This window comes from Streptomyces lasiicapitis (genome assembly GCF_014646335.1).
Taxonomy (GTDB): Bacteria; Actinomycetota; Actinomycetes; order Streptomycetales; family Streptomycetaceae; genus Streptomyces; species Streptomyces lasiicapitis.
Map to the genome: position 1 here is coordinate 49188 of NZ_BMNG01000024.1, position 12208 is coordinate 61395.

Below are 12208 nucleotides of genomic sequence, written 5' to 3' on the forward strand. Positions count from 1 at the left end.
CCGAACTCCACTCAAATACGTACATAACAGGCGAGGTGCACATGACGGACACGGCCGCGGAGGCAGAAGCGGGCACCGGCACGCGCACGCCACCCGCCAGGACCTCCACCCCGCCCGAGCTCCGCCTCCTCGCCCTCTGGGCCCCCACCCGCGCCCTGCTCCTCCTCTGCGTCTTCCACGTCGTCGTCATCCCCGGCCCGGACGTCACCAACGACGTCTCGGACATCTACCAGGGCTGGTACGAGGTCCTGCGCACCGGCACGTTCCCGCTCGACGACGTCACCTGGCAGTACCCGCCCGCCGCCGCGCTCGCCGTCCTCGGCCCGGCCGCGCTGCCGTTCCTGAGCTACCCCGCCGCGTTCTTCCTGCTGTCGTTCCTGGCCGACGCGGTGGTGACGGGGCTGCTGCTGTACGCGGGCGGGCGGCCGGGCCGGACCGTGCGGGGGGCCTGGGTGTGGACGGCGGGGGTGGCGCTGCTCGGGCCGACCGCGTACGCCCGCTACGACCTGATGGTGACGGCGCTCGCCGTCGCCGCGCTGCTGGCCGGGGCGGGGCGCGCGCGTGCGATGGGGGTGCTCGCGGGGTTCGGCGCGGTGGTGAAGGTGTGGCCGGTGCTGCTGCTCGTGGGCACGCCGCGGGCGCGGGCGACGCGGCGTTCGTGGGGCGCGGCGGCGGTGACGGCGGGCGCCGTGACACTGCTGTTCGTGGCGGCGATGCCGGGGGCGCTCGCGTTCCTCACCTTCCAGCGGGACCGGGGCACGGAGGTCGAGTCGCTGGGCGCGCTCGTCTTCCATGCGGCACGCCATCTCGGCTGGTCGGGGACGGTGCGGCTCAACTACGGCTCGGTGGAGTTCCTCGGGCCGTACGTCCCGCTGGTGAGCGCGGTGGCGCAGGCGCTTTCGGTGGCCGCCTTCGGGTGGCTCGTGCTGTGGCGGGTGCGGGCCCGCGCCTGGGCGGCGACGACGCCCGCGGACGCGGCGTTCGCGGCGGTGCTCCTGTTCACCACGACGAGCCGGGTGATCAGCCCGCAGTACATGGTGTGGCTGGTCGGGGTGGCCGCGGTGTGCGTTGCCTATCGCGGCAGCCTGATGGTGTGGCCGGCCTGGCTCGTCCTCGCGGCCACATTCGTCACGTTCCTCGAGTTCCCGGTGTGGTTCGCGCAGGTGGTGGCGAGTGACCCGCTGGGGGTGGCGCTCCTCGTCGTACGCAACGGCCTGCTCGTCGCCGCCACCGTGCTCGCGTGCCGTGTGCTGTGGCGGCAGACGGTCACCGAGACCGTGGCGAAGGCCGCGACGGGCCCGGACTCGCCCGCGCCGCTCACATCAGCTCGTCCCGCAGATACTGCCGCCACCGCGCCGTGAACTCCTCCTCCGTCGTGCCGAGTACGTCCCGCAGCGCGCCCTCGACCGCGCCCGCCCGGCGCCCGTGCCGCCCCACGGACTCGTAGAACTCCCTGAGCTTCCCCTCGCCCCGGTCCTCCGCGATCATCCGGCAGGCCAGCCACGCGCCCTCGTACGCCCGCGCCAGGCCCCCGGCGTCGCCGCTGAAGCCGAAGTCGTCGTCCTCGGGCAGCGTCGCGGGCAGGCGGCCCTCCAGGACCGCGCGGCGCAGCTCCGGGGCGGCCTGCTCGGGGGCACGGTCCGTGCCGCGGTAGCCGACCCAGTCCGCGAAGCCCTCGGAGAGCCACAGCGGGGTCGCCCGTGAGGTGACGGCGCGGGTGGCGACGTGGGTCGTCTCGTGGGTGAGGACGACCTGCTTGCCCAGCTCGCCGAGGACGCCGTACGCCTCGGGGTTGATGACGATGCGGTCCGCGGGCGCCTTGCCGGAGCCGCCCGCCTCGCCCGTGGTCACCGCGGCGATGCCCTGGTAGCCGGACGCGGGCGCGCCGAGCAGATCCGCCATGCCGTCCAGGGACTTCGGGACCAGGACGACGACCTTGCCCGGCCACGGGGCGCGCCAGGCGTCCCGCACGGCGGGCACCGCGCGGTCGGCGAGTTCGGCGTACCGGCGCAGGTCCGCGCGTTCACGGCCGACGCCGAGCACCAGGCTGTGGGTGCCGCGCACGGCGTCGACGCGGCCCTGGTCCCAGAGCTGTTCGGCGGCCTTCTCCGCGGGGCCCTCGGCGGTGACGTACCAGCGCCCGTCGCGCCGTTGCAGCGACAGCGACCGCTCGGCGGTCAGGGGCGCGCGGTCGTAGCCCGCGACGCGGTAGTCGAGGTCGGCGGTCGCGGTGGCCCGCGTGCCGTCGCGGTCGAAGTCCTTGAGGCGGTACGTCCAGGACTTCAGGGGGACGTCGCGCAGGTTGTCGTAGCCCGCGCGGGGTCCGCCGGTCGCCCGGTACGCCCGCGCGTCGCGCTCCAGGACGGCCTCCGCGCGCCGTTCGAGCAGCCGTCGTACGTCGCCGGGCGCGGCGTCCGCCCGGTCCCCGTCGACGCAGCCGGCGAGCGCCACGGGCGCGAGCACCGCGAGGCACACCGCCGCGCCCACCGCCGCCACCCGTCCGTCACGCCCGCGCCCCTGCCCTCGACCAGCCACATCGACGATCGTACGGGGGCAGGACGGCGCGGGCGTCCGTCAGACCCGCGTCACCGACGACACCGGCATCATCCCCACCGGGTCGTAGCGCACGGCGGCGCCGGGGTAGGGCGCGTGCACCACCTGGCCGTTGCCGACGTACATCCCGATGTGGCTGGCGTCGTCGCGGTAGGCGACGAGGTCGCCGGGCTGGGCCTGGGAGAGCGGCACCTGCCGGCCCGCGCCCGCCTGCGCCTGGGAGGTGCGCGGCAGACCGACGCCCGCGCGGGAGTACGACCACTGGGTCAGGCCCGAACAGTCGAACCCGGAGGGCCCGTTGGCGCCCCACACGTACGGCTTGCCGACCGCCGAGCGGGCCGCGGCGATCGCGGCCGCCGCGCGGGACGACGCCGGGGCGCCCGCGCCCGCGAGGTCGGGCAGCTCGCCCCGGCCGGAGCGCGAGGACCTGCCGTCCGCGTCGCGCTCCTCCTCCGGCAGCGAGTTGAGCAGTTGCCGGGCCTTGGCGAGCTTGCTCTCGACGGTGCGCTTGTGCCGGGCGACGGTCTTGCGGCTCTTCTCCAGCTCGGTGAGCTTGCGGGTGGCCTCCGCGCGTTCCTGGGCGAGGGCGCGCTGGGCCTGCTGCAGCTTGGTGAGTTCGCCGCTCTGCCGGGCGCTGAGGCGGCTCAGGGCCGAGGCCTTGTCGAGGTAGCCGTCCGGGTCGGAGGACAGCATCAGGGCGAGCGCGGGGTCGATGCCGCCCGCGCGGTACTGGGCTCCGGCCAGCGAACCGAGGGCGCCGCGCATGGTGTTGATGCGCTCCTGGCCGCGGGCGACCCTGTCCTTGGCCCGGTCGACCTGGCCGCGCAGGGTGTCCGCGCGTTCATCCGCCTTGTTGTACGCCTCCGTTGCCTGCTCGGCCTGCTCGTACAGGCGGTCCACCTTGGCCTTGGTGTCGGCCCGCGGTTCCTGCGGGGCGGCGCCCGCGGGCGCCGCGGCCAGGGCGGCCGCGGTGGCCGCGGCGGACAGGACGGTGATGGTGGCGGTGCGTACGCACCGGTCGGGACCGGTGGGTGCTGCGGGACGGCGATGGGATCCCACGGGAAGCCGCTCTCCCTTCCGCTGGAACGTGACCCCCGCGCGAGGCGGAGGACTGCCGGTCCCCCGCGAACGGGCGGGGGCCGCTCCCCGGATGTCGGGGAACGCGCGCGACAGTAGCGGCGTGATCACGTCGCGGCCAAAGACCCTCGGCGCCTACGCACGGTGACGCCCCGCCTCTGACGCAGGTCATCGGCGGGGCGCGGGGTCAGCGGAAGTTACTGGAATTCGCCCGATCGGACGGTGCGGCGGACGCCACTCGGGTCAGATGCGGACGCCGAACTGGAACGGCATGTTGTTGATCGACTCGTAGCGGACGACGGTGCCGCTGCGCGGGGCGTGCAGGACCTGGCCGTTGCCCGCGTAGAAGCCGACGTGGTGCAGGTCGCCGTAGAAGATGACGAGGTCGCCGACGCGCAGGTCGCTCTGCGAGGAGATCCGCGTGCCCGCGTTGGCCTGGGCCTGCGAGGTGCGCGGGATGGTCATGCCGGCCTGGGCGTAGGCCCAGGAGGTGAGGCCGGAGCAGTCGAAGGAGCTCGGGCCCGTGGCGCCGTAGACGTACGGCGAGCCGATCTTGCTCTGCGCGGCGGCGTACGCGGACGTGGAGCGGCCCGAACCCTTGGGGGCGGTGCCCGTCGAGGTGTCGGGCTTGTCCGACTTGTCGAGGGCCTGGCGCTCGGAGGCGCGCGAGGCGCGGTCCTCCTTGGCCTTCAGGGCGGCGCGCTCCTTGGCGGAGAGGGAGTTCAGGAGGCGCTGCGCCTCACCGAGCTTGCCCTGCACCTCGCGCTTCTTCTTGCCGAGCTCCGTGCGCGTGGTGGCCAGGTCGTCGAGCTTGTCCGCGGCCTCCTTGCGCTGCTGGGCGAGCGTGCGCTGCTTGGCCTGGATCTTCTTCAGGGACTCGGCCTGCTTAGTGCTCAACTGGTCGAGCGCGGAGGCCTTGTCGAGGTAGTTGTCCGGGTCGGAGGAGAGGAAGAGCTGCAGCGAGGGGTCGATGCCGCCGGAGCGGTACTGCGCGCTGGCGAGCGAACCGACGCCGCTGCGCAGCTCGTTGAGGTCGTCCTGGCCGCGGGCGACCTTGTCCTGCAGGGTGTCGACCTGCTTCTCCAGCTTCTGCTGCTTCTCCTTGGCGCCGTTGTACTTCTCGGTCGCCTTCTCGGCCTCTTCGTAGAGCTTGTCGACCTTGGACTTGACCTCGTCCTTGCTCGGCTTCTCGCTCGGCGCGGCGTTCGCGGCCTGTGAGGTGAGCGCGACGGCCGCGGCGGCGGTCGCGGTCAGCACGGTCACACGGGCACGGCCCGGCTGCTTGGGTCGACGGTGTGACGCCACGAAGGCGGCTCCTTCGATGAGTGATCAACAGAGCGGAGGTCTGGGCGTGACCCTAGTGACCTGCCGATGATCAGATCAAATCCTGACCATGAAAAAGTCGGCCGCCAAGCGTTTTCTTTACGAAGAATCGACGCGCGGTAGCGGTCAATTGACGCTCCGTCCCGCGCACGCATGACCTAATTCGGGCATACGGTACGGGAGTTACGGATGGGGTCGGAGCGGCGCTCAGCCCCGCGAAAGCCGCTTCAGGAGCACCGCGGACGCCACCGGACGCGCCCCCGCCTTCGCGATCCCGTCGGCCACCTCGCGGTCGGTCGACACGACGATGACGGGGCGGCCCGGCGGCTCGGCGCGCACCAGCTGACGGATCAGTTCGTCCGCCGTCACACCGGCCTTGGAGAACAGCACCCGGACCCCGCGCGGCGGCGCGAGCAGCACCGGCGCGGCCAGCTCGGCGCCGTCGAAGACACACGTCACCTCGGCCCCGGTCTGCAGCGCGAGCTGCGAGAGCGAGCCGAGGAGCCGCAGCCGCTGCTTCTCCAGGGGCATCGTGGGATAGCCGGTCTTGGTGACGTTGTAGCCGTCCACGACCAGATGGGCCTGCGGCAGCGCGAGCAACTGGTCGAGAATGGCCGGATCGTTCTCCGACAGCGCGCGGGCGGCGATGTCCTTCGGCGTCATCCGCCCCGGCTCGACCGCGTCGACGGTCTCGGCGGGCCGCACCGACACCGGCGGCAGGGCGAGTTCGCGGCGCAGCCCCTGGGCGGCCTCGAGCACCGTGTCGAGCAGCAGGCGCACCCGCATGTCCTCGACGCTGCGGCCCTCGCGGGCGGCCCTGCGGGTGGCCTCCAGGGCGGCCTCGGCCTCCCCGAGCCGGGCCTTGAGGCGGCGTGCCTCGCTGTCGGCGGCGGAGAGCTGGGCCTGGCTCTCGGCGCGCGCGGCCTCGCTCTCGGCGGCGGCCTTGCGCAGCGCCGCCTCGCCGCGCTTGATGTCGCTGAGGGCGCCGCGCAGCTTGCGGTGCGCCGACTCGGCCTCCTTCTTCGCCGTTTCCAGCTCGGCGCGCAGGCGCTCGGTCTCGGCCTTGGTGTGGCCGCGGGCCGCGGTCAGTTCGGCGCGCAGGCGCTCCAGTTCGGCCCGGGTCTCCTCGTCGGCCCGCTCGGCGTCCGCGCGCTGGGCCTCCTCGCCGGCCGCGGTGACCAGCTTCACCCAGCCGAGCGGGCGCAGCACATAGGCGGCTGCCGCCACGTCGAGGGGGTCGGCGGCGGGCGGCGGGGTGCCGGCGTCGAGGGCCCCGGCCAGCTCGGGCTGAGCCTCGCGGAGGCGTTCGCCGATGCGCTGGCGGAAGAGGGGGTCGCTCTCCAGGGCGGCGGCCATGGCGTTGGCCGCGAACTTCACCCGCCTGCTGGGGGTGAAGCGCGCGTACTGGCGCAACTGCGGCGGCAGTTCCGCGACCGTGAGGCCGCCGAAGCCGTCCGACACGATCTGCACGACCGCCCGCCGCACGCCGTCGGGCAGCGGACGGTCGAGCACCTCAGCGGCGCCGTCCTCCGGCGCTCCGCCCGCGCTCTCCACCATCGGTCACCCCACTAGCTGTGCGGGGCCGCTCCCCTTCAGGAGTCGGCCCCGGGCCTGTCCACGAGTTCCACCTGGTCCACCGCGTTGCACCAGCGGCAGCGGACCGACTCGATGGTCTCACTCACCACCTCGCGTTCCTCGACCTTGGGCGCTCCGGCCAGGTCGAGATGCACGTACTCCACGACCTTCGACGAACGGGTCACGTCGAAGCGCGTGAGGTTGCCACAGAGGGCGCAGCGCCATCGGGTGGTGTCGGTCGGCAGGGGAACCGGCATCGTGACGTTCGCTTTCCTTCGGGAACCGTGGTGCGTATTGCCCGTAACCCTAAGGCCTGGGTAAGGGGCTCCGTACGCACACCAGCGGGCGAGGCGGTCCGGGCCGACCGCCGTCGTTACGTCATGCTCTGTCCATGATCACTGCGTGGGTCCCGGCGGCGGCCCGGAAGGTCAGGCAACAGGCGGCTCCGGTGACGTACGCGCTGATCGTCGCGTGCTGCGTGGTCTTCCTGATCTCCCCCGGCTCGGGGCTCAACCCGGCCTACGGCACCGGCGACGCGCTCATCGCCGCGCAGCGGGCCTACTTCGAGCGCTGGGGGGTGGTACCCGTCGAACTCCTCAGCGACAAGCCGCGGGTCGCGCTCACTCCCGTGACGGCTCTGTTCGTGCACGGGAGCTGGCTGCATCTGCTCGGCAACATGTTGTTCCTGTACGTGTTCGGAATGATGGTCGAGGAACGCATGGGCCACCTCCAGTACGGGCTCTTCTACCTCGGCTGCGGATGCCTCGCCCTGCTCGCCTACGCGATCGCGCACGCGGACTCCGGCCAGACCCTCGTGGGCGCCTCGGGCGCGATCTCAGCCGTGCTCGGCGCCTTTCTCTATCTCTTCCCGAAGGCACGGGTCACCAGCCTCTTCCCGTTCCTGTTCTTCCTGCCGCTGCGGTTTCCGGCATGGGTGGTGCTGCCGTTCTGGGTGGCGCTGCAGTGGGCCGCGGCGGGGCAGGAGGGCGACGGTCCCGGGGTGGCGTATCTGGCGCACCTGGTGGGGTTCTCCCTGGGGTTCGTCTACGCCTGGGGGCGTGGTCGCAGGCCAAGTAGAGTGAAAGCCTCTGGAACGGCCACCGAGGGAGACAGTCAGCCGTGATCACCGCGATCGTGCTCATCAAGACCAGCGTGGACCGGATCCCCGAGATCGCCGAGTCGATCGCCGCCCTCGACTGCGTCAGCGAGGTCTTCTCCGTGACCGGTACGTACGACCTGATCGCGATGGTCCGGGTGGCCCGCCACGACGACCTCGCGGACGTCATCCCCGGCAAGATCAGCAAGATCCCGGGCGTGGAGGGGACGGACACGCACGTGGCGTTCCGTACGTACTCGCAGCACGACCTGGAGGCGGCGTTCGCGATCGGCCTGGACTCGTAATCCCCGGAATCCCTGGGACTCCCTCGGAATCCGGACCCGCCGCCCCGGATGAGCGTTCCTTCATCCGCGGCTCATCCTGATGAATCGGTACGCCGCCCACCATCGCTGCCATGGTCTTCTCCCATCGCATCGCGGCCCTGGCGGCCGTCGTGGCGATTCCGCTGGGCATCGCCGTGACCAGCTACGCCCTCACCGACAGCCCCTCGTCCCCCAAGGTGCCTCCCAAGGTCGAGCTGGACAGCGGCTCGCCGTCGACCGCGCCGACGAAACCGCAGCCCACACCGAGCGACCAGGTGATCTCCCCGCCCCCGGTCGGCGACGACAGCACGGACGACACGGGCGACTCGGGTGACGATGACGACGACGGCAGCACAACCCCCTCCCCCGGATCGATCGGGAAGCCCGGCTCCGCGGGCGACGACGACGCCGACGACGGGCCGGGCGACGACGGCTGAGCCGCCCGGTGCCGCGCACCGCCGCGTCTCCGCGCGCGTACGCATCCTGCTGTGGCTGCTCCTGGTGATGGCCGTCGCCCTCGCCGCGGTCGCCGCGACCACCCGCTCGATCCTGCTGCGCGACGTCGACCACCGCGTCGACCGCCTCCTCACGCAGGAGACCGGCGAGTTCACCAACTTCGTGGACCGGGGCGTCGACCCGGACACCGGCGAGCGCTTCTCCGATCCGCGCCGGCTGCTCCAGGTCTTCCTGGAGCGGCAGTACGCGGACCCGGGCGAGGAGCTGATCGGCCTGGTGCGCCGCGAGGGCGCGGGCCCGGCCCAGTACACCCAGCCCCGCGAACTGTCGGTGCGCCACCCGCTGCACCGCGACCCCGGCGCCCGCCGCGCGATCTTCGCCGCGAGCGGCTCCACCGGCACCCTGGACCGCCCGTCCGGCGGCGAGCTGCGCTGGGCCAAGGTCGAGGTGGCCCGGCACGGCGACGAGCCGGAGGCCGCGTTCGTCGTCGCCTTCCACCCGGCCGCCGAACAGGCCAAGGCGGACGACGTGTTCCGCATCCTGCTCGCCATCTCCGGCGTCGCGCTCGTGCTGACGACGGGCATCGCGTGGGCCGTGGCCGGGCGCATCCTCAAACCCGTACGGGTGGTGCGCACCGCCGCCGCCCAGCTCACCGAGCAGGACCTGACCCGGCGCATCCCCGTGCACGGCAAGGACGACATCGCCGCGCTCGCGGACACCTTCAACGGCATGCTGGACCGCCTGGAGCGGGCCTTCGCCGCGCAGCGCGAGTTCGTCGACGACGCCGGGCACGAGCTGCGCACCCCCATCACCATCGTCCGCGGCCACCTGGAGCTGATGGGCGACGACCCGTCCGAGCGCGAGGAGACCGTCCGGCTCGTCACCGACGAACTGGACCGCATGAGCCGCATCGTCGAGGACCTGCTGCTCCTCGCCAAGGCCGAGCGCCCGGACTTCATCAGGCCGGAGCCGGTGCAGCTCGCCGAGCTGACCGCCGACGTCTTCGTGAAGGCCCGCACCCTCGGCGAGCGCCGCTGGGAACTGGCCGAGACCGCCGACAGCGAGGCCCGCCTCGACCCCCAGCGCATCACGCAGGCGATGGTCCAGCTCGCCCAGAACGCCGTCCAGCACACCGTGCCGGGCCAGCGCATCCGCGTCGGCTCGCGCGTCACGGACGGACGGATCGAGCTGTACGTCGCCGACAGCGGCCCCGGCGTCCAGGCACAGGACGCCGAGGTCATCTTCGAACGCTTCCGGCGCGGCACGTCCCGGCGCGGGGCGCGCACCAGCGGCGCGGGACTCGGCCTTTCGATCGTCCGCGCGATCGCCCACGGCCACCGCGGCGAGGTCCGCCTGCGCGCCACCGAGGGCGGCGGCGCCACTTTCGTACTCGTACTGGAGGACCAGACGTGAGCCCTGCACCGACCACCGGGGAGCGGACATGAATCGCGTCCTGATCGTGGAGGACGAGGAGCGCATCGCCTCCTTCGTCGACAAGGGACTGCGCGCCAACGGCTTCACCACGACCATCGTGGGCGACGGCGACTCGGCGTACGACTACGCCCTGACCGGCGGCTTCGACCTGATCCTGCTCGACATCGGGCTGCCGGGGCGGGACGGCTTCACCGTCCTGCGGGAGCTGCGCGAGGCGCGGGTGTCGGCGCCGGTGATCGTGCTGACCGCGCGCGACTCCGTGGGCGACACCGTCGCGGGCCTGGAGGGCGGCGCGGACGACTGGATGACCAAGCCGTTCCGCTTCGAGGAACTGCTCGCGCGGGTGCGGCTGCGGCTGCGCACGGCGGCCCGCGCGCCGGAGGTGACGGTGCTCCGCAGTGGCGAGGTGACGCTCGACCTGCGTACGCGCAGGGCCCGTTCGGGCGAGCGGACGGTGGATCTGACGGCGCGTGAGTTCGTGCTCCTGGAGCTGTTCCTGCGCCATCCCGGGCAGGTCCTCTCGCGCGAGCAGATCCTGTCGCACGTGTGGGGCTACGACTTCGACCCGGGCTCGAACATCGTGGACGTGTACGTGCGGGCGCTGCGCAAGAAGCTGGGGGCGGAGCGGGTGGAGACGGTGCGGGGGATGGGGTACCGGTTGCCGGCGTGAACCGTGGGGCCGGGGGCGCCTCCTGGCCCGGCCCCACGACCGGCCCGGCCTCACAACCGGCCCGGTGAAGTTCCCTTCATCTTCGGCTCATTGAGGGCTCACGGCGCACCTGAACTCTGGATGCCGTGACACTGACCCTGCGGCAAACGATTCTGCTCTGCCTGGCGCTGAGCCTGTGCGCGCTCCTCGTGGTGCCGGGCAACTTCCCCGGCCTGAGCGGTGACGCCCGCCTCACGCTCGCCGTCTTCGCGCTCGCCACCTGCGCCTGGATCGGCACGCCGATCGACGACACGTACATCGCGCTCGGCGCGGGCCTCGCCCTCACCGCGACCGGTGTGATCAGCAGCGACACCCTCTTCGGGACCCTCGGCGACGAGACGGTGTGGCTGCTGATCTGCGCGTTCGTGCTCGCGGCCGCCGTGGCGCGCAGCGGGCTCGCGGGGCGGGCGGCGGCGTTCCTGGTCAGCGGGGCGCGCAGCGTACGGCAGTTGACGCATCTGACGACCGCCGCGCTCGTCGTCACGGCCTTCGCGGTGCCGGCCACCTCCGGCCGGGCCGCGCTCGCGCTGCCCGTCTTCCTCGCGCTCGCGAAGGTCCTGGCCGACCGCAAACGGCTTGTGGTGATGCTGGCGCTGCTCTTCCCGACCGTGATCCTGCTGTCGGCGGTCGCGACCCTGATCGGCGCGGGCGCGCATCTGATCACCGTGTCCGTGCTGTGGGAGAGCACGGGCGAGCGGATCGGCTTCACGCAGTGGCTGCTGCTCGGCCTGCCGCTGGCCATAGCGTCGTCCCATCTGGCGGCCGAGGCCGTGCTGTGGACGACGACCCGGCGGGCCGACCGGAAGGGCCCGATCCACATCACCGCCGACGACATACAGGCGCACGTAGAAGACACCGAACAGCCCGTCACCGGCCCCTGGGAGCCCGCCGAGACCCGCTGCGCCCTGCTCCTGGCCACCGTCGTCGCACTGTGGTGCAGCGAGCCCTTGCACCAAGTGCCGCCCGCCGTCGTCGCGTTGATCGGCGCGGTCGTCGCGTCCTCACCCGCGCTCGGCACCGTACGCCTGAAGGACGCGCTGAGGACCGTGCCGTGGTCGCTGCTGCTCTTCATGGCGGCGACGATGGCGATGGGCGTGGCGCTCGCCGACTCGGGGGCGGCGAAGTGGCTGGTGTCGGGGCTTCCCGTCGACCTGTCGCCCTGGCTGTTCCTGGCCTCCGTCATCGCCGTCAGCACGGCGGCGCATCTGGTCCTGCAGTCCCGCTCGGCCCGCTCCTCCGTCCTGGTGCCGCTGGTGGTCGCGGCCGCGGTGGGCGCCGGCGTGAACCCGGTCGCGGCGGCGCTCGCGTCGACGGCGGCCGCCGGTTTCTGCCACACCCTGCCCGCGTCAGCGAAGCCGGTCACGCTCTTCGCCGAGATACCGGGGACGCCCACCTACACGCCGCGCGACCTGCTGCGCCTGTCCGCCGTGCTGGCTCCCCTGACGGCCGCCCTGGTGCTGCTGTTCGCGCTCGCGGTGTGGCCGCTGCTCGGCGTGCCGGTCGTCCGCTGAGCCGCCTTCGCCTTCCTGCTCGCCGCCCTCCGTCGCCGTCCCACTCGATGCCCGCTACGCCTTGCCGTTCGCGGCTCCCCTCGACCTCCCACTCGACACCCACTTCACCTCCCGCTCGACACCCACTTCCCCTTCCCCTCGACGCCCGCCT

General features: G+C 72.8%; 12 protein-coding genes. 7 read left to right on the top strand and 5 right to left on the bottom strand.

The window, feature by feature from the left end:
• Nucleotides 1–41 precede the first annotated feature (41 nt).
• A complete protein-coding gene (locus IEY91_RS38285; RefSeq protein WP_229697517.1) occupies nucleotides 42–1361 on the top strand; it encodes a glycosyltransferase 87 family protein in 1320 nt (439 codons plus the stop codon).
• Here the strand turns inward: IEY91_RS38285 and IEY91_RS38290 are convergent.
• From IEY91_RS38290 to IEY91_RS38310, 5 genes are all read right to left on the bottom strand, one after another.
• On the bottom strand, nucleotides 1318–2535 hold the full coding sequence (locus IEY91_RS38290) for a hypothetical protein (RefSeq protein ID WP_373288115.1): 1218 nt from the start codon (nucleotides 2533–2535) through the stop codon (nucleotides 1318–1320). The genes IEY91_RS38285 and IEY91_RS38290 overlap by 44 nt on opposite strands.
• 39 nt (nucleotides 2536–2574) lie before the next feature.
• Nucleotides 2575–3612 carry a C40 family peptidase gene (locus tag IEY91_RS38295; protein WP_189177435.1) on the bottom strand — a complete coding sequence of 346 codons (1038 nt, stop codon included), beginning with the start codon at nucleotides 3610–3612 and terminating at the stop codon, nucleotides 2575–2577.
• Nucleotides 3613–3873: 261 nt separating this feature from the next.
• Nucleotides 3874–4935 carry a C40 family peptidase gene (locus IEY91_RS38300; protein ID WP_164325756.1) on the bottom strand — a complete coding sequence of 354 codons (1062 nt, stop codon included), beginning with the start codon at nucleotides 4933–4935 and terminating at the stop codon, nucleotides 3874–3876.
• 225 nt (nucleotides 4936–5160) lie between these two features.
• Complete coding sequence (locus IEY91_RS38305) at nucleotides 5161–6510, bottom strand: NYN domain-containing protein (protein WP_164325755.1); 1350 nt, start codon at nucleotides 6508–6510, stop codon at nucleotides 5161–5163.
• A 35-nt stretch (nucleotides 6511–6545) separates the two neighbouring features.
• Complete coding sequence (locus tag IEY91_RS38310) at nucleotides 6546–6785, bottom strand: hypothetical protein (RefSeq protein WP_164325754.1); 240 nt, start codon at nucleotides 6783–6785, stop codon at nucleotides 6546–6548.
• Nucleotides 6786–6919: 134 nt separating this feature from the next.
• On the opposite strand from IEY91_RS38310, the gene IEY91_RS38315 reads away from it, so the two are divergent.
• The 6 genes from IEY91_RS38315 (at nucleotide 6920) to IEY91_RS38340 (ending at nucleotide 12057) form a co-directional block, all read left to right on the top strand.
• Nucleotides 6920–7651 (top strand): rhomboid family intramembrane serine protease, encoded by a 732-nt coding sequence (locus tag IEY91_RS38315; RefSeq protein ID WP_189177436.1) that lies wholly within the window; start codon nucleotides 6920–6922, stop codon nucleotides 7649–7651.
• Nucleotides 7648–7929, top strand: coding sequence for an Lrp/AsnC family transcriptional regulator (locus IEY91_RS38320; RefSeq protein ID WP_164325752.1), 282 nt, complete (start codon nucleotides 7648–7650; stop codon nucleotides 7927–7929). The genes IEY91_RS38315 and IEY91_RS38320 overlap by 4 nt, the downstream gene beginning before the upstream one ends.
• A 110-nt stretch (nucleotides 7930–8039) precedes the next feature.
• Nucleotides 8040–8384: a small secreted hydrophilic protein gene (locus IEY91_RS38325; RefSeq protein ID WP_189177437.1), complete on the top strand. Its 345-nt coding sequence runs from the start codon at nucleotides 8040–8042 to the stop codon at nucleotides 8382–8384.
• A gap of 67 nt (nucleotides 8385–8451) precedes the next feature.
• Nucleotides 8452–9816 (top strand): sensor histidine kinase, encoded by a 1365-nt coding sequence (locus IEY91_RS38330; RefSeq protein WP_229697531.1) that lies wholly within the window; start codon nucleotides 8452–8454, stop codon nucleotides 9814–9816.
• Between the two features lie 28 nt (nucleotides 9817–9844).
• Nucleotides 9845–10507: a response regulator transcription factor gene (locus IEY91_RS38335; protein ID WP_189177438.1), complete on the top strand. Its 663-nt coding sequence runs from the start codon at nucleotides 9845–9847 to the stop codon at nucleotides 10505–10507.
• Between the two features lie 125 nt (nucleotides 10508–10632).
• The gene (locus IEY91_RS38340) at nucleotides 10633–12057 is read left to right on the top strand and encodes an SLC13 family permease (protein ID WP_164325749.1); all 1425 of its coding nucleotides are present in this window, start codon (nucleotides 10633–10635) and stop codon (nucleotides 12055–12057) included.
• Nucleotides 12058–12208 lie beyond the last annotated feature (151 nt).